Genomic DNA, 22739 nt, shown 5'->3' with positions numbered 1-22739 from the left:
CTACCGCGATTGGGTCCACACGCCAACATTTGGAACACTGGAGTTCATGGTCCCCTCCGTCGACATGTCCGCCGCCACGCCCGTGAGTGCGGAACTGTTCGCACGGGCCGCACGATCCATTCCGGGCGGTGTCAACTCCCCGGTCCGGGCCTTCTCCGCGGTCGGCGGCACCCCGCGGTTCATCGCCGAGGCCGCCGGCTCGCAGCTGGTCGACGTCGACGGCAACCGCTACGTGGACCTCGTCTGCTCGTGGGGCCCGATGATCCTGGGCCACGCCCACCCGGAAGTGGTCGACGCAGTGCGCTCGGCCGCCCTCCACGGCCTCAGCTTCGGCGCCCCGACCGAGGCGGAGATCGCGCTGGCCGAGGCCATCGCCGCGCGCGTCGACCCGGTGCAGCGCGTGCGCCTGGTGAACTCGGGCACCGAGGCCACCATGTCGGCGGTCCGCCTGGCCCGCGGCTTCACCGGCCGCAGCAAGATCATCAAGTTCTCCGGCTGCTACCACGGCCACGTCGACGCGCTGCTCGCCGACGCCGGCTCCGGCGTCGCCACCCTGGGCCTGCCCACCTCGCCCGGCGTCACCGGCGCCGCCGCGCACGACACCCTGGTGCTGCCCTACAACGACCTCGACGCCGTCGCGGCCGCCTTCGAGGCGCACCCCGGCGCGATCGCCGCGGTGATCACCGAGGCCGCCGCGGGCAACATGGGCGCCGTCGCGCCCGTCCCCGGCTTCAACGCCGGGCTGCGCGCGCTGGCCGATCGCCACGGCGCCCTGCTGATCATGGACGAGGTGATGACCGGCTTCCGCGTCAGCGGCTCCGGCTACTACGGGATCGACGGCGTGGCCGGCGACCTGTACACCTTCGGCAAGGTGATGAGCGGCGGCCTGCCCGCCGCGGCGTTCGGCGGTCGCGCCGACGTGATGGATCACCTCGCCCCGGTCGGGCCCGTCTACCAGGCCGGCACCCTCTCCGGGAATCCGGTGGCCGTCGCCGCCGGGCTCGCGACGCTGTCGCTGGCCACCGACGAGGTGTACGCGCAGCTCGACGCCAACGCCGCGCGCGTTCAGCAGCTGCTCACCGAAGCGCTCAGCGCCGCCGGCGTGGCCCACCGCGTGCAGGCCGCGGGCAACCTGTTCAGCGTCTTCTTCACCGACAGCGACCAGCCGATCGTCGACTACGCCGGGGTCAAGGCCACCGACACCTGGCGGTTCGCCCCGTTCTTCCACGCCCTCCTCGCCGGCGGCATCTACCCGCCGCCCAGCGCCTTCGAGGCGTGGTTCGTTTCCACCGCACTGAGCGACGACGACTTCGCGCGCCTCGCCGATGCCCTTCCGGCTGCCGCCGCCGCGGCCGCCGCCGCCGTCGCACCCGGACAGGACTGACATGAAGACGATCGTGCACATGATGCGCCACGGTGAGGTGCACAACCCGGACCAGATCCTGTACGGGCGCCTCCCCGGCTTCCGGCTCGCCGAGAACGGCCAGGCGCAGGCCCGGACCGTGGCCGACGCCCTCGCCGGCCACGACATCGCCGCCGTCTTCGCCTCGCCGCTGCAGCGTGCGCAGGAGACGGCCACGCCGATCGCCGCCGCGCACGGCCTGGAGATCATCACCAACGACGACCTCATCGAGGCCGACAACCAGTTCGAGGGCCTGCGCGTCTCGGTGGGCGACGGCGCGCTGAGCAAGCCGCGGCACTGGAGCAAGCTGCGCGACCCGTTCACCCCGTCGTGGGGCGAGCCGTACCTGCAGATCGCGCACCGCATGCTGTCGGCGGCCGCCCTGGCCCGCAAGACCGCGGCCGGCCACGAAGTGGTGTGCGTGAGCCACCAGCTGCCGGTGTACACGCTGCGCCGCTTCCTGGAGGGTCGTCGCCTCTGGCACGACCCGCGCATCCGCCAGTGCTCGCTCGCCTCGCTGACCAGTCTCGTATACGACGGCGACGAGCTCGTCGACATCGTCTACTCCGAACCGGCCGGCGCCTCGGATCCGCGGATCACCGGAGCGTGACGTTGCGAAGTGTGCGTTCCCTCTCGGTCCTGGCCGCGGCCGTGGTGCTGCTGCTCGCGGTGACCGGCTGCGCCACCGGCGACGACGCCGTGGTCCAGGGCGGCGCCAATCAGATCGTCGCACCGGGCGGCAAGACCGTGATCACCTACGACCCGGCCGACCGCAAGCCGATCGGCGACGTCTCCGGGCCGAACCTGCTCGGCGACGGCACCGTGAACCTGGACTCGTACAAGGGCGAGGTCGTGGTGGTCAACGTGTGGGCGTCGTGGTGCCCGCCGTGCCGCAAGGAGGCCCCGGAGCTGGAGAAGGTGTACCAGCGCGTCAAGGATCAGGGCGCCGCGGTGGTCGGCATCAACTTCCGCGACAACCGCGGTTCGGCGCAGGACTTCGCGCGCGACCGCGGCCTCACCTACCCGTCGATCTACGACTACGGCGGGCAGACGCTGTCCGCGCTGGGCGTGCCGGTCGGCGCCGTGCCGACCACGGTGGTCCTCGACCGTGAGCTGCGCCCGGTGATCGTCTACCTCAAGGCGGTCAGCGAGCAGGAGATCTACGACGAAGTGCAGCGCGTCCTGGCCGAGGACGTCGACCCACGATGACCACACTGCACGTGGCGGGGGTCGCCGAGACCTTCGCCGACACCGTCTCGTCCGGGCCGCTGCTGCTCGGCCTCGGCGTGTGCGTGCTGGTGGGTCTGATCTCGTTCGCGTCGCCGTGCATCGTGCCGCTCGTGCCCGGCTACCTGTCGTACCTGGCGGGCCTGGTCGGCGCCGAGGCGCCGGCCGTGGTGCCCGGGGAGCCGCCCAAGAAGGGCCGCCTGCGGGTGGTGGGCGCGGCCTTCCTCTTCGTCCTCGGCTTCACCGTGGTGTACGTGCTGGCCACGTCGGCCCTGTTCGGCGCCACCACCGCGTTCTACGACCAGTCGCGCATGCTGCTGCTGCAACGCATCGGCGGCGTGGTGACCATCGCGATGGGCCTGGTCTTCATCGGCACCATCAAGATGCAGGACTACCGGATGAACCCCATCCGGGTCTCGCACTGGGTGGGCGCACCGCTGCTCGGCGGCGTCTTCGCGGTCGGCTGGATCCCCTGCAGCAGCGCCACCCTGGGCGCGGTGCTGGTGGTGGCCGCCAACACCGAGGGCATGACGGCCTGGCGCGGCGTCGCCCTGGTCATCGCCTACTGCATCGGCCTGGGCCTGCCGTTCCTGCTGCTGGCCTTCTCTTCGGCGTGGGCGGTGCGCAGCCTCGGCTTCCTGCGCCGCAACGCCCGAACCATCCAGGTGATGGGTGGAGTCCTGATGATCGGCGTCGGTCTGCTGCTGCTGTTCGGCTGGTGGAACGACATCGTCGACTGGATTCGGATCACCATGATCTCTGACGTGGAGCTGCCGATATGACCACCAAGACCTACCGTCCGTCGCCGGTGCAGCGGTTCGTGGTGACCCCGTTGCGCAAGGTGTGGCGCGAGCTCACCGCAATGCGCACCGCGCTGGTGCTGCTGTTCCTGCTGGCGCTGGCCGCGGTGCCGGGCGCCCTGCTGCCGCAGCGCGACCTCAACGAGGGCAAGACCGCGCAGTACATCGCCGACCGCGGCACCCTCGGCGTCTGGATGGACAAGGTCGGCCTGTTCGACGTCTTCGGCTCCGGCTGGTTCACCGCGATCTACCTGCTGCTGTTCATCTCGCTGGTCGGCTGCCTCACGCCGCGGATCTGGGAGCACTTCCAGGCGCTGCGCACCCAGCCGGTGCCCGCCCCGCGCAACCTCACGCGGTTGCCGCGGCATATCACCGAGACGGTCGACGGCGCCCCCGCCGAACTGGCCGAGCGGGTCACCGCCAACCTGCGCGGCTGGCGTCGCACCACGCGGGAGCTGCCGGCGAGCAAGGCCTACCCGGACGGCGCCGTGGAGGTGTCCGCGGAGAAGGGCTACCTGCGTGAGTTCGGCAACCTGACCTTCCACTTCGCGCTGCTCGCGCTGCTGGTGACCATCGCCGCGGGCAAGATGTTCGGCTACGAGGGCACCCGCATCCTGGTGGCCGGCGACGACCAGATGCTGTGCAACACCTCCACCGCGGTGTACGACTCCTTCCGGGCCGGCGCCATGGTCGACGGCACCGACCTCAGCGAGTTCTGCGTGAAGGTGGAGAACTTCGAGGCCAAGTTCCTCGATACCGGCCAGCCCGACATGTACACCTCGCAGGTCCGCTACACCACCGACATCCGGTCGCCGCAGGACACCTGGGAGCAGGGCACCATTCGCGTCAACGAGCCGCTGCGCGTCGCCGGCGACCGTGTCTACGTGCTCGGCAACGGCTACGCGCCCACCTTCACGGTGACCTTCCCGAACGGGGAGACCCGGACCCAGACGGCGCCGTTCCTGCCGCAGGACACGCAGACCATGCTGTCCGAAGGGGCCATGCGCTTCGAGACCCCGGCCGGCATGTTTCCGGACGAGGACGAGCGCCGGAAGAACCAGATCGCCGTCGACGGCCTGTTCGCCCCGGACCCCGCGTTCCACTCCACCCTGCTGCTGTCGCAGTCACCGATCGTCAACGATCCGCAGGTGGCTGTGCGCGTCTACCAGGGCGACGCCGGCCTCGACACCGGTCAGGCGCAGAGCGTCTACGAGCTCGACCGTCGACTGATCGATCAGGGTCGCCTGGTGCGCAAGGCGTCGGTGAACCTGAAGCAGGGGGAGAGCGCCACCCTGCCCGACGGCACCAAGGTCACCTACGACGGCTACCGCCGCTGGGTGTCCATGCAGGTGTCCCACGACCCCGGTCAGACCTCCGTGCTGGTCTCCGCCATCGTGATGATCGCGGGTCTGCTGGTGTCCATGCTGGTGCGGCGTCGTCGCATCTGGATTCGCCTGGTTCCGGCGGTGACCGAGGGTGATCAACGACGTACTGTAGTTGAGGTGGCCGGATTGGCTCGTACCGATCAAGCCGGCTGGGGAGAGGGCTTCGACGAGCAAGCTCGAGCCCTACTGGTCGAAGGCGGACGCCTCCGACCGGGCGGACTGTAGTCCGCACGAGGAAGAAATCGAGGAATCGATCACGTGAACACTGATACGGGCATGTACGTCAACGAGACGCTCGGTCGCCTCTCCGACGAGTTCTACACCGTCGCCCTGGTCGTCTACTTCTTGGCCATGGTGCTGTTCCTGGTCTCGCTGGCCATGGCGGCCAAGACGAAGACCGCGGCGGGCGAGGCCCTCGCCCCGGCCGAGGCCCCCGCCGAGCTGGCCTACGCCGGTGGCGGCGGCGCGGATCGGCCCGCGGGGCCCATCGCCGGCGACCGCACGCCCGGCCGCATCGACGAGGGCCCGAAGAAGCCGCGGCGCAGCCGCTCGGCCACGCTCAGCGCCGCCACCTATCCGGTGGTGTTCGTCGGCCTGATCGCGCACATCGCGTCGATCGTGCTGCGCGGTGTGGCCACCGAGCGCATGCCGTGGGGCAACATGTACGAGTTCATCTCGGTGACCTGCGCCGCAGCCGTCGTCGGCGGCCTGGTGGCGCTGCGCAGCGTCAAGTACCGCCCGATGATGAGCTTCGTGATGCTGCCGATCGTCGTGATGATGTTCTTCGGCGGCACCGCGCTCTACGCCGACGCGGCACCGGTGGTGCCCGCCCTCAAGTCGTACTGGCTGGCCATTCACGTCTCGGTGATCTCGATCGCCTCGGGCATCATGGTGGTCTCCGGTGTGCTGAGCATCCTCTTCCTGGTCAAGGACCGCTGGCCGGCGGCCACCGAGGTGCTGCCGTCCAAGGAAACCCTCGACCGGATGGCCTACAAGTGCGTCGTCGTCGGCTTCCCGCTGCTGGGCATCGGCATCATCCTCGGCGCCATCTGGGCCGAATCCGCGTGGGGCCGGTACTGGGGCTGGGACCCCAAGGAGACCGTCAGCTTCATCTCCTGGGTGATCTACGCCGCGTACCTGCACGCCCGCGCCACCGCCGGCTGGCGCACCGGCGCCGCCTGGATCAACGTCGCCGGCTTCGCGTCGGTGCTGTTCAACCTGTTCGCCATCAACCTGGTGGTCTCGGGTCTGCATTCGTACGCCGGGCTGTGAATCAGCCCGCGCGTCACTATCGATAAGACGATAAAAGAGGAGTAAGTGTGAAGAACGTCGGAGTCATCGGCGGCGGCACCATGGGTGCCGGCATCGCCGAGGTGGTCGCCCGCGCCGGATCGACCGTGCGGGTGCTCGAGCGTGCGGAGGCCGTCGACGCCGCCCGCGAGCGCATCGCCAAGAGCCTGGCCCGCGCCGTCAAGGCCGGCAAGCTGGCCGAGGACGAGTCCACCGCGACCCTCGATCGCATCACCGTCACCACCGACCTGGAGTCGTTCGCCGACTGCGAGCTGGTGGTCGAGGCCATGCCGGAGATCGAGTCGCTGAAGCTGGAGTACTTTCACAAGCTCGACGACATCGTGAGCAAGGACGCGATCCTCGCCACCAACACGTCGTCGATCCCGGTGATCCGGCTGGCCAACGCCACCCGTCACCCGGAGCGTGTCCTGGGCATGCACTTCTTCAACCCGGTGCCGGTGATGGCGCTGGTGGAGATCGTGACCACCCTCAAGGTGGATCCGGCCGTGGTGACCAAGGTGGCCGACTTCGCGCGCGACGGTCTGGGCAAGCGGACCATCGAGTCCAAGGACCAGTCCGGCTTCATCGTGAACGCGCTGCTGGTGCCGTACCTGACCAACGCGATCCGGATGTACGAGAGCGGCTTCGCCAGCGCCGAGGACATCGACGAGGGCATGGTCAGCGGCTGCGGCCACCCGATGGGTCCGCTGCGTCTGAGCGACACCGTCGGTCTGGACATCTGCCTGGCCGTCGCCGAATCGCTGTACGCCGAGTTCGGCCAGGCGCACTACGCGCCGCCGGTGCTGCTGCGCCGCATGGTCGACGCCGGCTACCTCGGCCGCAAGACCGGGCGCGGCTTCTACGATTACTCGAAGTAGTCGACCCTCGAAGTAGTCAGACCCTCGATGATCTGACGACGATTCAGAGCTTCCGCAGGAACTCCGGGTCGTCGTCCGGGCCTCGAGGGGCCTCGCGCCGGGACGCTGTTCCGGCCGGGCCCTTCGGGGCCTGCGACATTTTCCACAGCACGTAGCCGACCGCGGCGACGACGATCAGTAGGTACATGTAGAGCATGCCCCCGAGGGTACCTGTCCCGGCGGGGTCAGCGGTTGAGCAACTCCACCACGTCGGCTTCGCGGAAGCGGCGGTGACCGCCGGGCGTCCGAATGGACGGCAGCAGGCCGGTGCTGGCCCAGCGGGCCACGGTCTTCGGATTCACATTGAACATCTCGGCCACTTGACCCGGAGTCAAGGTGTGCTGGCGGGCCATGCTCGGCGTGATGATGGGATGTTCCGCGATACTCATCTCGATCCTCCCCTTTTCGTTCTCGGTGCGAGTGATTTCGTCCGGTAGGGACACCTCCAGAAGTACACCCATAAGTGCCAGGTGCTCGAATGGTCAGGAAACAGTAAAGAGTCGGTAATGTCCGACTGGCCGGGTTCCGGTTCGGCCTCGGCGGCGGCACCACGTACGCTGGGGTCATGACGAACGACCAGGCACGATCGACCACCGGAGCGGATACGACGGCACCGGAGGCCAGCATCGGATCCCTGGTCGGCTGGGTGGCTCTGTACACGCTGGTGCGCTTCGGTCTGGTGGCCGTGGTCGCGGCGATCGTCTGGGGGATCGGCTGGCTCGTGGGTATCACGGTGCCGGTGCTGGTGGCGGCCGTGTTCGGCGTCCTGATCGCCCTGCCGATCGGCATGGTCGCGTTCAAGACGATCCGGCTGAAGGTCAATGCGCAGATCGCGGCGGTCGACGCCGACCGTGCGGCGCGGCGTTCCGACCTGCACGCCCAGCTGCGCGGCGACAACGACTGACCCGGTGGCACTCGTCGAAGCCACCGATCTGGTGCGCGAGTACCGGATGGGCGACGAACGGGTGCGCGCCCTCGACGGCGCCAGCCTGAGCCTGGACGGCGGTCAGTTCGTCTCGGTGATCGGTCCGTCCGGTGCGGGCAAGTCGACGCTGCTGCACATCCTCGGCGCCCTCGACACTCCCACCTCGGGTTCCATCGTCGTCGACGGCGTCGATCTCGCCACGCTCGACGACGACGCCGCCTCCGCCTTCCGCCGCCATCGCGTCGGCTTCATCTTCCAGTTCTTCAACCTGGTGCCCACACTGTCGGCGTGGGAGAACGTGGCCCTGCCCAAGCTGCTCGACTCCACGTCGTTGGCGTCGGCCAAGCCGCGCGCCGTGGAACTGATGGAACGCGTCGGGTTGGGCGATCGGATCAACCACCGGCCGGCGGAGCTGTCCGGCGGCCAGATGCAGCGCGTGGCCATCGCGCGGTCGCTGATCATGGATCCGACCATCCTGCTGGCCGACGAGCCCACCGGCAACCTCGACTCCAAGACCGGCGCCGACGTGCTGGCGCTCCTGGCGGAAGTGGCGCACGACGACCCGAATCGGCTGGTCCTGATGGTGACGCACGCCGACAACGCCGCCGAGTTCAGCGACCGAGTGATCACCGTCCGCGACGGCAAGGTGACGTGAGCGCATTCGGGGCGGCACTCACCCGCGTGCGAGTGCTGAACCTGCGCGAACTGGCCGGGCACCGACTGCGGGTGTTCACCTCGATGATCGTCGTGGTGGTGGCCTCCGGGCTGCTCATCGCCGTCCTCGGCGCCTACGGCTCGATGACCGACAGCGTCCGCAAGTTCAACGCCGCCCTCGCCGGCGCGGCCACCGTGGAGGTCGCGGCGATCGCCGACACCGGCGTCGACGCCGCGCTGGCCGGGCAGATCCGCAGCGCGGTGCCCGACGCCAAGTCGGTGGTGCCGCTGATCCGCGGGACGGTGCTGATCGACGGCGTTCCCACCACTCTGCTCGGCTCGGACCTGCGCGTCACCGCGCTGTCGCCGCAGCTGCGCTCGGCCTTCGCCGACTCCGGTCAGTCCGTCGACACCGCCGAACTCGCCGACGGCGTGGTGGTCGGATCGGGCACCGGGCTGCGGCAGGGCCAGACCGTCGACATCGGCGACACCGCGGTGCGGGTGTTGCAGGTGGTCGACGACCCGCAGACCAAGGTCCTCAACGGCGGCCGGTTCGTGTTCGCGTACCTCCCGCTGGCGCAGCGCCTGGCCGGACTGGACGGGGCCGTCGACTCGATCATGATCGTGCCGAAGGACGGCGTCGACCAGTCGTCCCTGACAAGGCAGGTCGACGCGGTGGTCGACGGCCGGGCCAGCGTCGTCGATCCGGATTTCCGGGTCAAGCAGTCCGAGGTGGCCAGCGCCGTGACCCGCGACTCGACGCTGCTGGTGTCGCTCGTGTCGCTGATCATCGCCGGGTTCCTGGTGTTCAACACGATGAACATGGCGGTGGCCTCGCGGCGGCAGTCGCTTGCGATGATTCGGGCGCTCGGCGCGCGTCGTCGCCACCTGGTGACCGACCTGCTCGCCGAGTCGGCGATCTTCGGCCTGGTCGGTGGCCTGCTCGGCGTTCCGGTCGGCTGGTTGGCCGGCCGCTGGGCGGTGGGGCGGCTGCCCAGTTCGGTGGGCTCGGCCTCGCTGGAAGTGTCCTACTCGCTGCCCGGCTACGCGGTCCCGCTCACCGTGGCCGCCTGCGTGCTGGCCTGCGTGGCGGCCACCGCGCTGGCCGCGCGGTCGGTGTTCGCGGTGGCCCCGGTGGAGGCCATGGTGCCGGGTGCGGCCGCCGACGCGACCCCACCCGCCCGGAAACTGCTGTGGGCCACCGGGCTGCTCGGTGCGGCGCTGGTGGCCGGTGCCTTCGTGATGACGCTGACCGTGGAGGGTCGGCCCGCGCTGCTGGCCGGCGCGGTGTACGCGGTGGGCGCGCTGCTGATCTTCTTCGGTCTCACCGAGCCGCTGGTGCGCGCCGTGGTCGCCGTCTCCCAGCGCTTCTCCGGACCCGGTCGACTGGCGGCGATCAACAGTGAACGCGCGCCCCGACGGGTGTGGGCCACGGTGATGACCGTCGGCGTCGCCATCGCCGTGGGTGTGGGCATCTCCGGGGCGCTCAGCAACATGGTCGGGTCCATCGGCAACTCGCTGCAGGGCTTGAGCGACCCGGACCTCTACGTCTCCTCCCGCGCGTCCAGCGACATCCCGGTGGGCCCGGTACTGAACCCGGCGATCGCCGAGCAGGCCGCGCAACTGCCCGGCGTGGAGCGCATCGCCGGCGGCCAGTGGGCCGCGGTCAACATCGGCTCGGCGCGGGCCATGCTGCAGGGCCTGGAGCCGGGTGCGGCCGCACCGTTCCTACACAAGGCCACCCCCGAAGCAGTGCAACAGACGCTCGACGGCGACGGCATCCTGATCTCCCGCGTGCTGGCCCGCACCCTCGACGTGCAGGTGGGCGACACGCTGCGGCTCGCCACCCCCACCGGCTACCACGAGCTGGTGGTGCGGGACACGGTGAACTACGTGACCATCGACTCCGGCACCGCGGGTATCTCGCAGACGCTGCTGGCCCAGTGGTTCCAGCGGCCCGGCGACACCTACCTGCAGATCTTCACCGAACCGGGCGCCGACCGCGCGCAGCTCCAACGGGAGCTGACGCGCATCGTCGCCGACTATCCCGGTGCCGGGAATCGGCCGGTGCACGTCTACACCGGCGCCGAAGCGCTACAGGCCACCCAGGCCACCGTGGAGCAGGCGGGTGCGTTCACCGTCGCGATCCAGTGGATCGTCGCCGCCGCGGCCGCCATCGCCCTGCTCAACACCCTGCTGCTGTCGGTGCTGGAACGACGCCGCGAGATCGGCGTGCTGCGCGCGATGGGCGCCTCCCGGCGGTTCGTGATCCGCATGGTGCTGGCCGAAGCCGGGTCGGTGGCGATCGTCGGCGCGGCCGTCGGCCTGGTGATGGGCTCGGGGCTGCACGTGGTGGCCGACCGGATTCTCACCGAGACCACGTCGATCGACATCGTCTACCAGCCGCTGTGGTCCACGGTGGGTTATGTTGCAGCTGCGGCCGCGCTCTGTCTGCTCGGAGCCGTCGTGCCCGCGGCCCGTGCGTCGCGCATGAACATCACCGAATCGATCCTCTCCGAGTAGCTCGGCGCCCCAGGTGGGAGCTCCGCCATGCCGCACACCGAGCTCGCCGGCATGCGTGGGTGAAGGAGGAGTGCTCGAAGCGGACGGCGATCGGGACGAACTCGGGGTCGACGAGGAACCGCAGCAGGTACGTCTACTTCGCTGCTCGCTGATAGGTGGAGCGGAGTCGATCCAGGAGGCTGGACCGGGTCGCCTGGATGGCGAACATCTCGTTGAGATCGGCGAGGTTGTCGGCGACGCACCGACCGGCTTCGGGGCTGGTCAGCGGGCCGGCGATCTGTGCCTCGGCGGCTTCGGCGGTGGTGACCACGGAGACGGTGCCGATCTCCTTGCGTTGATCGTCGTCGTGCACCAGCACCAGTTTCACCGCCATCACCATCGGCGCGGTGGCGTAGGCGGGCTGCAGGTCGGGGCCGAGGGTGAGGACCATGCGGTCGGCGGCGTCGGGCTTCACTTCGAAACGGATCTCAGTGGTGATCGACTTCTCGGCGAGCGTGGTGTCGTGCAGTGGGACCTTCAGCTGATAGTCGGCGGCGGCCCGGCCGGGTGCGGGCGTGGTACCGGTGCAGTCCTGCAGCTGTCGGAAGTAGACGACGGTGGCGTCGATCCGGGTGATCAGCGACGGTTCGCCGCCCTTGTTCTGCAGCGTGATATCGATCGGCGTCACCTCCACGGAGGTCTGCACGGGATCCGGGCCGCCGGACTCGGTCACCTCGGCGCCCACGCTCTGTCGGCCGTCCAGCGTGACGGACGCGACCTCCAACTCGACGGGCGGGGTCTTGAGCGCCTCGTAGATCTGGAAACCCGAGATCACCAGGCCCACGATGCCCACGATCGCGCCGAGCGTGGTCCACAGCGGATTCTCGATCGCGGCGCGGGTCGCCCGACCCCACCCACCGGTGCGCTTGCCCTTCCCAGCGGGCTCCGGCGGAGGTGCGTCGTCGGGCACCAACCACTGCCAGCCCGGCGGCATGGGCCCCACTCTGCCGGGGGTTGCCAGCCGGGCGGAGGCATCCAGCCCGGCGGCACCGGCGGCCAGTCGGGCGGGGGATTCAGGCGCATGCCGCGAATCGTAGCCGGGGCGATTCGCGCGGATCCGGAAGTGGGGTCAGCTCAGGCCGAGAGCCACGCCGGTGGCGACGGCCCACACCAGCATGGCCATGCCGGTGACGGCCAGGGCCGGGATCAGGGCGCGGCCCTGGGCGCCGGCGGTGATCGGGCGCAGCGCCACCACCGCGAGCGGTAGGGCGAGCAGACCGAACAGGGCCCACCAGTCGGTGAACGCGCCCGCCCACATGGTGATGAGGAACGGCACGAAGATCAAGATCACGAACAGCGTGCGGGTGCGTTGATCCCCGAGCCGGACGGCCAGGGTCACCTTGCCGGACTCGGTGTCGGTGGGGATATCGCGCAGGTTGTTGGCCACCAGCACCGCGCTGGAGAAGCAGCCGATGGCGATCGCGCACATCAGGCCGGCCACGTCCACCTCTCCGGCTACCACGAACTGGGTGCCGAGGACCGCGACGAGACCGAAGAAGACGAAGACCGCCACCTCGCCGAACCCGGCGTAGCCGTACGGGCGGCTGCCGCCGGTGTAGTACCAGGCGCCCAGGATGCATATCGCGCCCACGGCCAGCAGCCACCAGGCGGTGGTCACCGCCACCGCGATACCGGCGACGGCGGCGATGCCGAAACAGGTGAACGCGGCCGCCTTCACCGCGCCCGGACTGGCGAGGCCGGAGCCCACCAGCCGCAGCGGGCCGACTCGGTCGTCGTCGGTGCCGCGGATGCCGTCGGAGTAGTCGTTGGCGAAGTTCACGCCGATGATCAGCGCCAAGGCGACCACCAGCGCCAGCGCCGCCTTCCACCAGCTCACCTCGCCGACGTAGGCGGCCGCGCCGGTGCCGACCACCACCGGGGCGATCGCGTTGGGAAGGGTGCGGGGCCGGGCGCCCTCGATCCACTGAGTCACTGTTGCCACCCGTCGATCTTCCCATCGACCCGACAGCCTCCGGATCGTCGGGTCCGCCGGTGCGACGGTCTGTGAAATTCATCCGAATGGGCGCTATTCCTCCCACGCAAAGACTGTTGAGATGGTTAAATGTCGCATTCCTCCCGTACTGCCGTCCGCCGCCGCTCCGCCGTGGCGGCGGTGTCGTGCGCACTCTGCCTGGGCGTCGCTGCGCCGATGGCCCTGGCCACGACCCCCGCGCCGACCGCTGCGCAGTCGAGCCTGGAAACGTTGATCGCCGACGGGACCGTCACCTGGGAGCCGGGCGGAACCGACACCGCTCCGTCGGCCAAGCTGGAGAACTTGATCAAGGCCGGTTCCGCGCCCACCGTGGTCGTCGTGACGCCGGGTACCGACGACACCGGCCTGCATCCGCGGGTCGACGGCCTCGTCGGGCCGAACGACGCCGCCTACGTGAACTACCCGGAGTCCTTCGGGCCGATCATCACTGGTAAGGCCGACACCGCGCTGGGTCTGCCGCTGCTGGCACCCGGCTACCAGTCGTCGGCCGACGTCGCGACCGCGGGCAACCTCGCCGTGATGGCGGCGCTGCAGAACTACGGCGGGACCGTGGTCTACACCGGCTACTCGCAGGGCTCGGAAGCGCTCGGCAACGCCGCCGAGCAGGCCGCTGAGCAGGGGAAGCTCGGGGAGAACTCGGTGATCGTGCTGGTCTCCGACCCGCGCGGCCCGTGGGGCCTCAAGGGCTGGGCCGGCGACCTGCCGCTCGGCAACGTGTGGCTCACGCCGATCCTCGGCGTCCTCGACATCGACAACAACGGCGCCCGCGACCCGGGCAAGACCGGCGACGCCCAGGTGGTCGCGGTGATCGTCGCCGGCGACCCGGTCGCCGACTGGCAGTTCCGGTGGTACCGCCCCGCGTCGTCGCTGCTGGTCAACGCGGCGGGCTTCCTCGCCATCCACTCGCAGGCGGACGGTCAGTACGCCAACCTCGACGAGCTCGGCGAACCGACGGTGATGTACAGCGCCGACGGCAACACCACCTACCTCGTGTACGACACCGAGCATCCGCTGGCCCTGGTCAACGCGCAGCTCTACGACGCGCTCGGCATCGACTACGACGCCGACGACCTCGCGCGCTGGGATCGTCAGGCGGAGCTGTTCTACAAGCTGGACACCCCGGGCACCGAGAACACGCGCGGCGGCGTGCAGGTGACGCAGGACGACCCGAGGCCGGCGGAGCCGGTACCGGTCGCCGAGATTTCCACGGAGCTCTACCACGGCAAGCATCGCCTCGAGGATCAGTCGCCGGAGACTCCGCCGGAGACTCCGGAGACTCCGGCTGCCCCGGTGTTGTCCGAATCGGCGAATTCCCAGGTCGTCGAGCAGCCGGGGGCCGAGCTCGAATAGGCGTCCGCCCCCGACCTGGCACTATGCTGTGGGCATGGATGTACTACGCCACGTAATCGTTGTTATTCACCTGATCGGTTTCGCGATGACGCTCGGTGCGCTGCTGGAGGCCGCCTACCGCAAGCGCTTCGAGTTCAACGTCCCGATGAACATCGGTCTGGCGGTGTCGCTGGTCACCGGCGTGATCCTGTCGGCGCCGTTCGGTGACTTCGAGCCGAACTACCCGAAGATCGTCACCAAGGTGGTCCTGCTGGTGGTGCTCGGCGCCATCCTCGGCATGGGCATGGCCAAGCAGCGCAAGTCCGGCGAGCCGGTCGGCCCGCCGCTGTTCTGGACCGCAGTGCTAGTCTCGGTGGCGGCGACGTCGGTCGCAGTCCTCTGGTGACTCGCTGACACAGTCGGCAACTGATTCGGCTCCCGCTCCGGTGCGAACACCGGGGCGGGAGCCGAATTCTTCAGTACCGAAGGCTTAGCTCAGGGGCGAACCGTCGTACAGGATGTCGAAGAACTGCGCGGCCACCAACTGCTCCTTGTTGCGCTCGATACCCAGCGCCTTGCGGTAGGCGAGCACGTGGCGCAGGCTCAGCGCCGAATAGATCAGCGGCATGTGGTCCTTGCGCTGGTCGTACACGCCCTTGGCGCCCTTGGCGGCGGCGAAGTCGCCCTTGGCGCGGGACGGGTGCAGCAGTGCGTCCCGGAGGACGGCGGCCTTGATCATCTTCTTGCGGCCGGCCGGCACCACGACGAGTCCGTCCGGCCGGAACAGTGCGGTGTCGAGCTCTTCGGCGGTCGCGATGGTGCAGCCGGCGGTGGGGCGCGGGTTGCATTCGACCATGTAGTGCGTGCCGTCCTCGGTCACCAGGTAGTCCATGCTGATCTGCCCGGTCCAGTTGAGCTCCTTGGCGATCTTCTGGGTGGCCGCCAACGACTCCGGGGAATCGACGGACGCGAAGACGATGCCGCCGCGGTCGTCGATCGCCAGCGGATGCTCGTAGGTCGCGTGCAGCACCACTTCGCCTTCGTGGACGATGCTCCAGCTACAGCGGTCGGTGCCGACCAGGAACTCCTGCACCAGCCACGGATCCTGCTCGGTGGGCTTGATGTCCTCGACGGCGGTCTCACCGGCCAGCGGACCGGTGTTGGTGATCACGTCCAGGCCGCCGCGGCCGAAGGTGGCGCGGCCGAACCAGTGCTCCCAGCGCTGCGTCGCGGCGACGAACTCCTCCGGCGTGGTGCAGACGATGGTCTCGGCCAGCGGCAGCTCCAGGCGCTTGCACAGCTCGGCGAACGTGGACTTGTCGTTCACCTCGAGCAGGGCGTCGAGCTCGGGGTAGAACAGGGTCACGTCGCGGTCGCCCTGGACCTTCGTGCGATTGGCGGCGAGGTAGAAGACCTCTTCGAACATCGGGAGGACCCAGTCCACCTTGTGCTCGTCGATGATCGCGATGACGTCCTCGACGAAGCCGTCCGGATCCTGGGTCGGCGGCCGGGTCACGATGGCCTGGTCGGCGCCCTTGGAGTGCATGCCGGGGGACTGCTTGAAGGTGTCGGTGGCGATGACCGAGTGGCCGATCTCCTCGCCGAGCTTGTGGATCTCGTCGACCGCGAAAGGCATGCGAGCGCTGGTCACCAGGATTCGGGGGGTGTCTGCTGCCATGGCACCAACCTAACAGTCAGGGTCGGCCTACTTAACGTCGGAGATCGATTACGCGGCCGGTGTGGCGCAAGCCCGTGGCGGTCACGTCACGATATCGGCGCTGCAGGTCGCGACGATCCAGCTTTCCGGGACCGCGCACGGGGAGTTCGTCGACCAGCAGCACGTGTCGGGGCGCCGCGTATCGGTCGAGGCGTTCGGCCACCGCCGCGGTCAGTGCGTCGACGTCCGGCCCGTCGCCGTCGGGCACTACGGCGACGGCCACCGCCTGACCCAGGCGTTCGTCGGGCACCCCGAAGACCGCGCACGCGGCGACGCCGTCGAGGGTTTCGATCACCGCTTCGACCACCTGGGGGACCACGGTGAGCGCGCCGGTGGAGACGGCCTCGTCGGCGCGGCCGACGAGGGCGAGCACACCGTCGGTGAGCGTCCCCAGGTCGTCGGTGCGGAACCAGCCGGGTGCGGCGAAGGCCGGGTGGTCGGGTAGGTCGCGGTAGCCGAGGGCCACCGTCGGGCCGCCCAGCTCGACGCGGCCGATCGCGGTGTGCGGATCGACGTCGCGCAGGCGCACCTGCACACCGGGCAGCGGAATCCCGTCGTACACGCAGCCGCCCGCGGTCTCGCTCATCCCGTAGGTGGTGGTGATCGCCAAGCCTGCGTCGCGGGCGGCGGCGGCCAGCGCGGGCGGGGTGCCGGCGCCGCCGACCAGAATCGCGTCCAGCTCGGCGAGCGCGCGGATGGCGGCGGGGTCGGCGAGGGCCTTGCGCAGCTGCAGCGGCACCAGGGACGTGTAGCGGCGCGGACCGGTCATCGCGGCGACGGCCGCCGGGAGCGTCGACGGATCGAAGCCGTCGGAGACGTCGAGCACCACGGGGTCGTACCCGGCTGCCAACGACCGCAGCAGCACCTGCAGGCCCGCGATGTGGTGCGGCGGCAGCGCCAGCAGCCAGCCGCCCGGTCCGCCGAGCGCCTGCGCGGTGGCCTCCGCCGAGGCCCGCAGGGTGGCGGCGGAGTGCAGCGCGCCCTTGGGGGTGCCGGTGGTGCCCGACGTCGACACCACCAGGGCGCAGCGTTCGTCGATCGGCCTACCGACGCGCAGGCTGGTCGCCAACGCGTCGGCGGCGTCGGGTGCGTCGGCGGGCAGCGGCAGGAACGCGGCCGCGCCGTCGAGCAGCGCGAGCAGTTCCGGGCGGGCGTCGAGGACGGCCGGTCCGGCCGGCAGCGGCAGGGGTTGCAGCAGTCGCATACCGCTACTTGTACGCGAAGGCCGGGAAGATCTTGATGTCGAAGTAGTAGAGGAGCGTCTGGCGCGCGATCCACAGGATGCTCACCAGAATGATCGCGCCGACCACGGCGTAGATCAGGTAGCCGAGGTAACGCAGGGCGGCGTTGCCGCCGGTCAGGGTGCCGTCGGGGGCGGGGTCGGCGCTGCCCATGCCGACCAGACGCATGCCGACGCCGAAGAGGGCGGGCAGTCCGGCGCCGAGCAGCAGGCCCACCGCGAGGACGCGGAGGATGGAGGTCACGAAGTCCATGTCAGGTTTCCTTGTCGCGTCGGCCGGTTCATGCCTGCGCCGCCGGGGCGGTCGGGGAGGTGGCGGGCTCGTCGCCCAGTTCGAGGTCGATGGGTGTCTCGGCGATCTCGTCGTCCCACTCGGTGTTGACGTTGTTGGCGTCGATCTTCTCGTGCTGCGCGCGCCAGTACATGAACGCCGAGAGCACCACGAGGATCGCGAAGATGGTGATGGCGCCGGCGACATCGCCGATACCGTGGGCCAGCCAGAAGCAGAGCGCGCCGACGAGTCCGGCGGCGGGCAGGGTGGTGACCCAGGCCAGGACCATGCGGCCGGCCACCGACCAGCGGACGTTGGAGCCCTTGCGGCCCAATCCGGCGCCGATGATCGAACCGGTCGCCACGTGCGTGGTCGACAGGGCCATACCGGCCACCGACGAGGTGAGGATGATGGCGGCCGACGACGACTGCGCGGCCATGCCCTGCGGCGGGCTGATGTCGATCAGGCCCTTGCCGAGTGCGCGGATGATGCGCCAGCCGCCGAGGTAGGTGCCCAGGGCGATGGCGGCGGCGCAGCTGAAGACCACCCAGAACGGTAGGCCGTGCTGCACGGAATCGGCGTCGAGGTGGTTGGTGGCGATCAGCGCCATGGCGATCACGCCCATCGTCTTCTGCGCGTCGCCGGTGCCGTGCGCCAGCGAGACCAGGGAGGCGGTGGTGATCTGGCCGATCTTGAAGCCCTGCTCCTGGTGGCGGGCGGAGATGGCCTTGGTGATGCCGTAGATGAGCACGGTGCCGACGGTGGCGACCAGCGCGGCGATGACCGGGGCGAAGAGCGCGGGCAGGATGATCTTGGCGAAGACGCCGGACCAGTTGACGCCCGCGGTGCCGAGGGCGGCGAGGCCGGCGCCGACGAGGCCGCCGAAGAGTGCGTGCGAGGAACTCGACGGCAGGCCGAACAGCCAGGTCGCGAGATTCCACAGGATGGCGCCGATGAGGCCGGCGAAGATGATGATGAGGGCGGCGTTCACGTCGAGCCCGGAGACGAACTGGCCGTCGGGCTGCTGAATCTTCAGCACGTCCTTGGTGATGGTCGCCGCCACCTGCACCGACAGGAAGGCGCCGATCAGGTTCAGGATCGCCGAGATCGACACCGCCGTCTTGGGCTTCAGGGCGCCGGTCGCGATCGACGTCGCCATGGCGTTGCCGGTGTCGTGAAAGCCGTTGGTGAAGTCGAATCCGAGTGCTGTCACGATCAACAGCACAAGAATCAGCATCTCTCCGCTCATGGAGACCACTATGGGGCCTGCGCCGACGATTTCGGTAATTACCGAGAAACTCGGGACTATGGTCTTGACCAGCGCGTTTGCTTTCAATTCGCACTAATTTACCGAGTGTTAACCCTGCCGTGGCCGAGCCTTCGCCGAGTTCGTGGGGATTGTCTCCCCGCCGCCTGAACTGACGGTGAACACGCGGTGTATCCCAGGTCGCGGGGAGCGCGCGAAACGGGGTCGACGGCGCGGTGGCACAATGCCAGCCATGACGATGACACTCGGGATGCCCATCAATTACGCGGGAGACTTCCGCGAGACGATCGAGAACCTCGCCGACTTCGAGGGCGTCGGAGTGCAGCGCGTGATGGTGCCCGAAGCGTACAGCTTCGACGCCGTGTCGCAGCTCGGCTACATCGCCGCGCGCACCACCACCATGGAGCTGCAGACCGGCATCCTGCCGATGTATTCGCGCACGCCCACCAACCTGGCGATGACCGCGGCCGGCCTGGATTATGTCAGCGGTGGCCGCTTCATCCTCGGCATCGGCGCGTCCGGCCCCCAGGTGATCGAGGGCTTCCACGGCGTCAAGTACGACTACCCGCTCGGCCGCGCCCGCGAGACCGCGGAGATCTGCCGCATGGTGTGGCGTCGCGACCGCCTCGAGTACGACGGCAAGCACTACCACCTGCCGCTCACGCCCGAGCACGGCGGCAGCGGGCTGGGCAAGGCGCTCAAGATCATCAATCACCCGGTGCGGGAGCGCATCCCGATGCTGCTGGCCGCGATCGGCCCGAAGAACGTCGAACTGGCCGCCGAGCTCTACGACGAACTGCAGCCGTTCCTGGTGCATCCCGACTTCGTCGACGCCGCGTTCGGTCCGGCGCTGGCGGCAGGCAACGCCAAGCGTGATCCGTCCCTGGCGCCCCTGAAGCTGGTGGTGCAGAGCGCCGCCCTCGTCACCGACGACGTCGAGCTGGCCGAGCAGGCGCTGATGGGCGTGCGGCACCACATGGCGCTGTACATCGGCGGCATGGGTGCGCGCGGCAAGAACTTCTACAACTCGCTGGTGCAGCGGTACGGCTACGTCGACGAGGCCAAGCTGATTCAGGACCTGTACCTCGACGGCCGCAAGCAGGAGGCCGCCGCGGCCGTGCCCGACGAGTTGGTGCGCGCGATGAGCCTGATCGGCCCCAAGAGTCACGTCGCTGAGCGCGTGGAGGCCTTCCGCAGCGCCGGGGTGGGCGTGATGCTGGGCTCGCCGGTGGCCCACACCCACGCCGAGCGGGTCGAGACGATGGCCGCGCTCGCGGAGATGATGGCCTGACCGACCCGACCGACGACGACGCCGCTCCCTCGATCGGGGGAGCGGCGTCGTCGTTTTCGCTGAGACGGTTCGGGTCAGTCCAGGGCGGCGGCCAGGGCCGCCAGGTTGGCTTCCATGCCGGCCTGCCACACGGCCATCCGGCCGGCGATGATGCGGGCCTCCTTCTCCGGCTGCGCCGCGATCATGCCGCGCAGCGGCGAGTCGCCGGGACCGAAGCGGCCCCACTGGCGCACCACGACGCCCTCGCGCGCCGGGTCCACCTCGAATCCCCAGAGGGCCCAGGGCTCGGCGTCGTCGGTGCCCACCGACCACACCCAGCGTCGGCCGTCCTCCACCTCGGTGACCACCGACGTGGTGGTCCATTCGCCGAGGACCTCGTTGCGGTTGTGGCCGGCGAAGCGGGCGCCCACCGCCACGGCGTCGGCGTCGTCGAGCCATTCGACGCCCACCAGTTCGCCGTCGGCCCGGGTGGGCAGGGCGATGTCGGTGACCAGGGCCCACGCCTGCTCCGGCGTGCAGTCGAGCTTGCGGCTCACTTCGATGATCGGGTTGTCGCGCAGTCGCACGGTGATGGTTTTCCTTCGGTCAGTAGTAGTACGGGTGGTCGGACCAGTCGGGGTCGCGCTTCTCGAGGAAGGAGTCGCGGCCCTCGACGGCCTCGTCGGTCATGTAGGCCAGGCGGGTGGCCTCGCCGGCGAAGACCTGCTGGCCCATCAGGCCGTCGTCGGTCAGGTTGAAGGCGAACTTGAGCATGCGCTGCGCGGTGGGCGACTTGCCATTGATGGTGCGGCCCCACTCGATGGCGGTCTTCTCCAGGTCGGCGTGGTCGACGACGCGGTTCACCGCGCCCATCCGGTGCATGGTCTCGGCGTCGTAGGCCTCGCCGAGGAAGAAGATCTCGCGGGCGAACTTCTGCCCCACCTGCTTGGCGAGGTAGGCGCTGCCGTAGCCGCCGTCGAACGAGCCCACGTCGGCGTCGGTCTGCTTGAACCGGGCGTGCTCGCGCGAGGCCAGGGTCAGGTCGCAGACCGAGTGCAGCGAGTGGCCGCCGCCGGCCGCCCAGCCGTTGACCACGGCGATGACCACCTTGGGCATGGTGCGGATCAGGCGCTGCACCTCGAGGATGTGCAGGCGGCCGCCCTCGGCCTTGACGCGGTTGGCATCCACCGAGTCGACGGTGGCCGCGGCGACGTCGGAGTCGTGCGAGGTGGCGTACTGGTAGCCGCTGCGTCCGCGGATGCGCTGGTCGCCGCCGCTGCAGAAGGCCCAGCCGCCGTCCTTGGGGCTGGGGCCGTTGCCGGTCAGCAGCACGGTGCCGACGTCGGGGGAGCGGCGCGCGTGATCGAGTGCGCGGTAGAGCTCGTCGACGGTGTGCGGGCGGAAGGCGTTGCGGACCTCCGGGCGGTCGAAGGCGATACGGACGATGCCGTTGGCCCGGCCCTCGCCGACGTGGCGGTGGTAGGTGATGTCGGTCAGGTCGGAGAAGCCGTCGACGGCCTTCCACTGGGTGGGATCGAATGGCGAAGTCATGCGCCCGAGCCTATCGCCACCACCCCGAGCGGGCGCTCGGCGCGTCAGCGGATACCTTGAGACGATGAAGGGTGCACCGGTGGACCAGAAGTGGAACGTTCCCGCGACGCAGGAGTCTCCGCTCGAGGGCGGCTTCCGGGCGGAGTTCGAGGTGACCACCGAGCGCGGCGGCCCGCGGTACGGCGAGCTGATCGAGCAGGTGCGCACCTTCATGGACAAGATGCGCTACGCCAGCCCCACCCCGGACCTGACCGACGAGATCATCGACGACCTCAAGGCGTTCAACGCCAAGCTCGACACCCTGCTGGTGGACGAGTGGCACAGCCCGTCCGGCACCCGCGTCGATCTGCCCTCGCGCGGCAACATCACGCTGCCCCCGTACGAGGTGATCGACGGCGGTGAAGACGGCGTCGAGGCCAAGGTCGAGTTCCGTCGCTTCCACCTCGGCGGTAACGGCGTGGCGCACGGCGGGCACGTCGCGGTGGTGTTCGACGACCTCGGCGGCATGGCCGCAGCGCTGCACATCCACGGGATCGCGCGCACCGGCTACCTGACGGTGAACTACCGGTCGCTGACGCCGCTGGAGACGCCGCTGACTCTGAAGACCTGGGTGGACCGCCTCGAGGGCCGCAAGGTCTTCGTCAAGGGCACCCTGCACGACGGCGACCGCCTCTGCGCCGACATGGAAGCACTGTTCATCCAGCTCCGCCCCGGCCAGGCGTAGCTCACCTCGGCGCGGGCGCGCCGTCGCCGCACAGAGTATGAGGTTGTGGTCATCAGAGCACCACAACCTCACACTCTGCGGGCAGCGGGACCGCAATCAGGGTCGGCATCGCACGGCGGAGCCCGGGCGGGCCTCCGTGGTAGATACGGCCACGGAGGCTCGCCCTTGAGCCCGACTCAGTATGGAATTCTCAAACAACACATCGCGCCGGGAAC

General features: G+C 69.6%; 24 protein-coding genes. 14 read left to right on the top strand and 10 right to left on the bottom strand.

Annotated elements, in window-relative coordinates; translation table 11 throughout:
• The first annotated feature begins 46 nt into the window (after positions 1 to 46).
• From hemL to ABD989_RS05930, 7 genes are read left to right on the top strand one after another with little or no spacing between them, the layout of a single operon-like run.
• Entirely contained in the window at positions 47 to 1384 is a 1338-nt protein-coding gene (gene hemL / locus ABD989_RS05960; RefSeq protein ID WP_246992286.1) for a glutamate-1-semialdehyde 2,1-aminomutase, read from the top strand.
• A 1-nt stretch (position 1385) separates the two neighbouring features.
• A complete protein-coding gene (locus tag ABD989_RS05955) occupies positions 1386 to 2012 on the top strand; it encodes a histidine phosphatase family protein (RefSeq protein WP_246992284.1) in 627 nt (208 codons plus the stop codon).
• Positions 2013 to 2023: 11 nt separating this feature from the next.
• The gene (locus ABD989_RS05950; protein WP_345312772.1) at positions 2024 to 2611 is read left to right on the top strand and encodes a TlpA family protein disulfide reductase; all 588 of its coding nucleotides are present in this window, start codon (positions 2024 to 2026) and stop codon (positions 2609 to 2611) included.
• The gene (locus tag ABD989_RS05945) at positions 2608 to 3411 is read left to right on the top strand and encodes a cytochrome c biogenesis CcdA family protein (protein WP_246992282.1); all 804 of its coding nucleotides are present in this window, start codon (positions 2608 to 2610) and stop codon (positions 3409 to 3411) included. The genes ABD989_RS05950 and ABD989_RS05945 overlap by 4 nt, the downstream gene beginning before the upstream one ends.
• Positions 3408 to 5039 carry a cytochrome c biogenesis protein ResB gene (resB, locus tag ABD989_RS05940; protein ID WP_345312771.1) on the top strand — a complete coding sequence of 544 codons (1632 nt, stop codon included), beginning with the start codon at positions 3408 to 3410 and terminating at the stop codon, positions 5037 to 5039. The genes ABD989_RS05945 and resB overlap by 4 nt, the downstream gene beginning before the upstream one ends.
• Positions 5040 to 5072: 33 nt before the next feature.
• Positions 5073 to 6086: a c-type cytochrome biogenesis protein CcsB gene (ccsB, locus tag ABD989_RS05935; protein WP_246992279.1), complete on the top strand. Its 1014-nt coding sequence runs from the start codon at positions 5073 to 5075 to the stop codon at positions 6084 to 6086.
• Between the two features lie 47 nt (positions 6087 to 6133).
• A complete protein-coding gene (locus ABD989_RS05930) occupies positions 6134 to 6982 on the top strand; it encodes a 3-hydroxybutyryl-CoA dehydrogenase (protein WP_345312770.1) in 849 nt (282 codons plus the stop codon).
• A gap of 43 nt (positions 6983 to 7025) precedes the next feature.
• Here ABD989_RS05930 and ABD989_RS05925 read toward each other — a convergent pair whose 3' ends face one another.
• Positions 7026 to 7178 (bottom strand): hypothetical protein, encoded by a 153-nt coding sequence (locus ABD989_RS05925; RefSeq protein ID WP_246992277.1) that lies wholly within the window; start codon positions 7176 to 7178, stop codon positions 7026 to 7028.
• 28 nt (positions 7179 to 7206) lie between these two features.
• A complete protein-coding gene (locus ABD989_RS05920) occupies positions 7207 to 7410 on the bottom strand; it encodes a BldC family transcriptional regulator (protein ID WP_246992275.1) in 204 nt (67 codons plus the stop codon).
• A 176-nt stretch (positions 7411 to 7586) separates the two neighbouring features.
• Here ABD989_RS05920 and ABD989_RS05915 point away from each other — a divergent pair, with 176 nt between their 5' ends.
• From ABD989_RS05915 to ABD989_RS05905, 3 genes are read left to right on the top strand one after another with little or no spacing between them, the layout of a single operon-like run.
• Positions 7587 to 7925, top strand: coding sequence for a DUF4229 domain-containing protein (locus ABD989_RS05915; protein WP_246992273.1), 339 nt, complete (start codon positions 7587 to 7589; stop codon positions 7923 to 7925).
• A gap of 46 nt (positions 7926 to 7971) precedes the next feature.
• Positions 7972 to 8601: an ABC transporter ATP-binding protein gene (locus ABD989_RS05910; protein WP_345312865.1), complete on the top strand. Its 630-nt coding sequence runs from the start codon at positions 7972 to 7974 to the stop codon at positions 8599 to 8601.
• Complete coding sequence (locus ABD989_RS05905; protein WP_345312769.1) at positions 8598 to 11123, top strand: ABC transporter permease; 2526 nt, start codon at positions 8598 to 8600, stop codon at positions 11121 to 11123. Before ABD989_RS05910 ends, ABD989_RS05905 begins: the two co-directional genes overlap by 4 nt.
• Positions 11124 to 11256: 133 nt before the next feature.
• On the opposite strand, the gene ABD989_RS05900 is transcribed toward ABD989_RS05905, so the two are convergent.
• Positions 11257 to 12096, bottom strand: a complete 840-nt coding sequence (locus ABD989_RS05900) for a hypothetical protein (protein WP_345312768.1) — start codon at positions 12094 to 12096, stop codon at positions 11257 to 11259.
• Positions 12097 to 12231: 135 nt separating this feature from the next.
• Positions 12232 to 13104, bottom strand: a complete 873-nt coding sequence (locus tag ABD989_RS05895) for a 1,4-dihydroxy-2-naphthoate polyprenyltransferase (RefSeq protein ID WP_345312767.1) — start codon at positions 13102 to 13104, stop codon at positions 12232 to 12234.
• A gap of 120 nt (positions 13105 to 13224) precedes the next feature.
• Here ABD989_RS05895 and ABD989_RS05890 point away from each other — a divergent pair, with 120 nt between their 5' ends.
• Positions 13225 to 14505 carry a PE-PPE domain-containing protein gene (locus ABD989_RS05890; RefSeq protein ID WP_345312766.1) on the top strand — a complete coding sequence of 427 codons (1281 nt, stop codon included), beginning with the start codon at positions 13225 to 13227 and terminating at the stop codon, positions 14503 to 14505.
• A 34-nt stretch (positions 14506 to 14539) separates the two neighbouring features.
• Positions 14540 to 14890: a Fe-S protein gene (locus ABD989_RS05885; protein WP_345312765.1), complete on the top strand. Its 351-nt coding sequence runs from the start codon at positions 14540 to 14542 to the stop codon at positions 14888 to 14890.
• A gap of 84 nt (positions 14891 to 14974) precedes the next feature.
• Here ABD989_RS05885 and ABD989_RS05880 read toward each other — a convergent pair whose 3' ends face one another.
• Genes ABD989_RS05880 through ABD989_RS05865 form a run of 4 tightly spaced genes read right to left on the bottom strand, consistent with a single transcriptional unit; the run spans position 14975 to position 18961 of the window.
• Positions 14975 to 16162 carry an ATP-grasp domain-containing protein gene (locus ABD989_RS05880; RefSeq protein ID WP_345312764.1) on the bottom strand — a complete coding sequence of 396 codons (1188 nt, stop codon included), beginning with the start codon at positions 16160 to 16162 and terminating at the stop codon, positions 14975 to 14977.
• Positions 16163 to 16193: 31 nt separating this feature from the next.
• Positions 16194 to 17405, bottom strand: coding sequence for an o-succinylbenzoate--CoA ligase (menE, locus tag ABD989_RS05875; protein ID WP_345312763.1), 1212 nt, complete (start codon positions 17403 to 17405; stop codon positions 16194 to 16196).
• A gap of 4 nt (positions 17406 to 17409) precedes the next feature.
• Positions 17410 to 17694 (bottom strand): hypothetical protein, encoded by a 285-nt coding sequence (locus ABD989_RS05870; RefSeq protein ID WP_246992255.1) that lies wholly within the window; start codon positions 17692 to 17694, stop codon positions 17410 to 17412.
• Between the two features lie 28 nt (positions 17695 to 17722).
• Positions 17723 to 18961, bottom strand: coding sequence for an inorganic phosphate transporter (locus ABD989_RS05865; RefSeq protein ID WP_345312762.1), 1239 nt, complete (start codon positions 18959 to 18961; stop codon positions 17723 to 17725).
• Positions 18962 to 19217: 256 nt separating this feature from the next.
• Between ABD989_RS05865 and ABD989_RS05860 the strand changes: the two genes are divergently transcribed.
• Positions 19218 to 20270, top strand: a complete 1053-nt coding sequence (locus ABD989_RS05860; protein ID WP_372493278.1) for an LLM class F420-dependent oxidoreductase — start codon at positions 19218 to 19220, stop codon at positions 20268 to 20270.
• A gap of 74 nt (positions 20271 to 20344) precedes the next feature.
• Here the strand turns inward: ABD989_RS05860 and ABD989_RS05855 are convergent, their stop codons facing one another.
• Positions 20345 to 20836, bottom strand: a complete 492-nt coding sequence (locus ABD989_RS05855; protein WP_345312761.1) for an SRPBCC family protein — start codon at positions 20834 to 20836, stop codon at positions 20345 to 20347.
• A gap of 19 nt (positions 20837 to 20855) precedes the next feature.
• Positions 20856 to 21800, bottom strand: coding sequence for a 1,4-dihydroxy-2-naphthoyl-CoA synthase (locus ABD989_RS05850; protein WP_345312760.1), 945 nt, complete (start codon positions 21798 to 21800; stop codon positions 20856 to 20858).
• 64 nt (positions 21801 to 21864) lie between these two features.
• On the opposite strand from ABD989_RS05850, the gene ABD989_RS05845 reads away from it, so the two are divergent.
• Complete coding sequence (locus ABD989_RS05845; RefSeq protein WP_345312759.1) at positions 21865 to 22524, top strand: PaaI family thioesterase; 660 nt, start codon at positions 21865 to 21867, stop codon at positions 22522 to 22524.
• Positions 22525 to 22739: the final 215 nt, after the last annotated feature.

It is taken from the genome of Gordonia alkaliphila (genome assembly GCF_039542465.1).
GTDB lineage: Bacteria > Actinomycetota > Actinomycetes > Mycobacteriales > Mycobacteriaceae > Gordonia > Gordonia alkaliphila.
The sequence above is the reverse complement of the archived record's forward strand: the minus strand, read 5'-3'. Positions and strand labels throughout refer to the sequence as shown.

What these genes read in the sequence shown, in the direction of transcription:
- resB (WP_345312771.1), top strand. Translation starts at nt 3,408, where the DNA reads ATGACCACCAAGACCTACCGTCCGTCGCCGGTGCAGCGGTTCGTGGTG.
- ABD989_RS05860 (WP_372493278.1), top strand. Translation starts at nt 19,218, where the DNA reads ATGACACTCGGGATGCCCATCAATTACGCGGGAGACTTCCGCGAGACG.
- hemL (WP_246992286.1), top strand. Translation starts at nt 47, where the DNA reads ATGGTCCCCTCCGTCGACATGTCCGCCGCCACGCCCGTGAGTGCGGAA.
- ABD989_RS05945 (WP_246992282.1), top strand. Translation starts at nt 2,608, where the DNA reads ATGACCACACTGCACGTGGCGGGGGTCGCCGAGACCTTCGCCGACACC.
- ABD989_RS05885 (WP_345312765.1), top strand. Translation starts at nt 14,540, where the DNA reads ATGGATGTACTACGCCACGTAATCGTTGTTATTCACCTGATCGGTTTC.
- ABD989_RS05915 (WP_246992273.1), top strand. Translation starts at nt 7,587, where the DNA reads ATGACGAACGACCAGGCACGATCGACCACCGGAGCGGATACGACGGCA.
- ABD989_RS05845 (WP_345312759.1), top strand. Translation starts at nt 21,865, where the DNA reads ATGAAGGGTGCACCGGTGGACCAGAAGTGGAACGTTCCCGCGACGCAG.
- menE (WP_345312763.1), bottom strand. Translation starts at nt 17,405, where the DNA reads ATGCGACTGCTGCAACCCCTGCCGCTGCCGGCCGGACCGGCCGTCCTC.
- ABD989_RS05900 (WP_345312768.1), bottom strand. Translation starts at nt 12,096, where the DNA reads ATGCCGCCGGGCTGGCAGTGGTTGGTGCCCGACGACGCACCTCCGCCG.
- ABD989_RS05890 (WP_345312766.1), top strand. Translation starts at nt 13,225, where the DNA reads ATGTCGCATTCCTCCCGTACTGCCGTCCGCCGCCGCTCCGCCGTGGCG.
- ABD989_RS05910 (WP_345312865.1), top strand. Translation starts at nt 7,972, where the DNA reads ATGGGCGACGAACGGGTGCGCGCCCTCGACGGCGCCAGCCTGAGCCTG.
- ABD989_RS05920 (WP_246992275.1), bottom strand. Translation starts at nt 7,410, where the DNA reads ATGAGTATCGCGGAACATCCCATCATCACGCCGAGCATGGCCCGCCAG.
- ABD989_RS05880 (WP_345312764.1), bottom strand. Translation starts at nt 16,162, where the DNA reads ATGGCAGCAGACACCCCCCGAATCCTGGTGACCAGCGCTCGCATGCCT.
- ABD989_RS05865 (WP_345312762.1), bottom strand. Translation starts at nt 18,961, where the DNA reads ATGAGCGGAGAGATGCTGATTCTTGTGCTGTTGATCGTGACAGCACTC.
- ABD989_RS05925 (WP_246992277.1), bottom strand. Translation starts at nt 7,178, where the DNA reads ATGCTCTACATGTACCTACTGATCGTCGTCGCCGCGGTCGGCTACGTG.
- ABD989_RS05955 (WP_246992284.1), top strand. Translation starts at nt 1,386, where the DNA reads ATGAAGACGATCGTGCACATGATGCGCCACGGTGAGGTGCACAACCCG.
- ABD989_RS05850 (WP_345312760.1), bottom strand. Translation starts at nt 21,800, where the DNA reads ATGACTTCGCCATTCGATCCCACCCAGTGGAAGGCCGTCGACGGCTTC.
- ABD989_RS05870 (WP_246992255.1), bottom strand. Translation starts at nt 17,694, where the DNA reads ATGGACTTCGTGACCTCCATCCTCCGCGTCCTCGCGGTGGGCCTGCTG.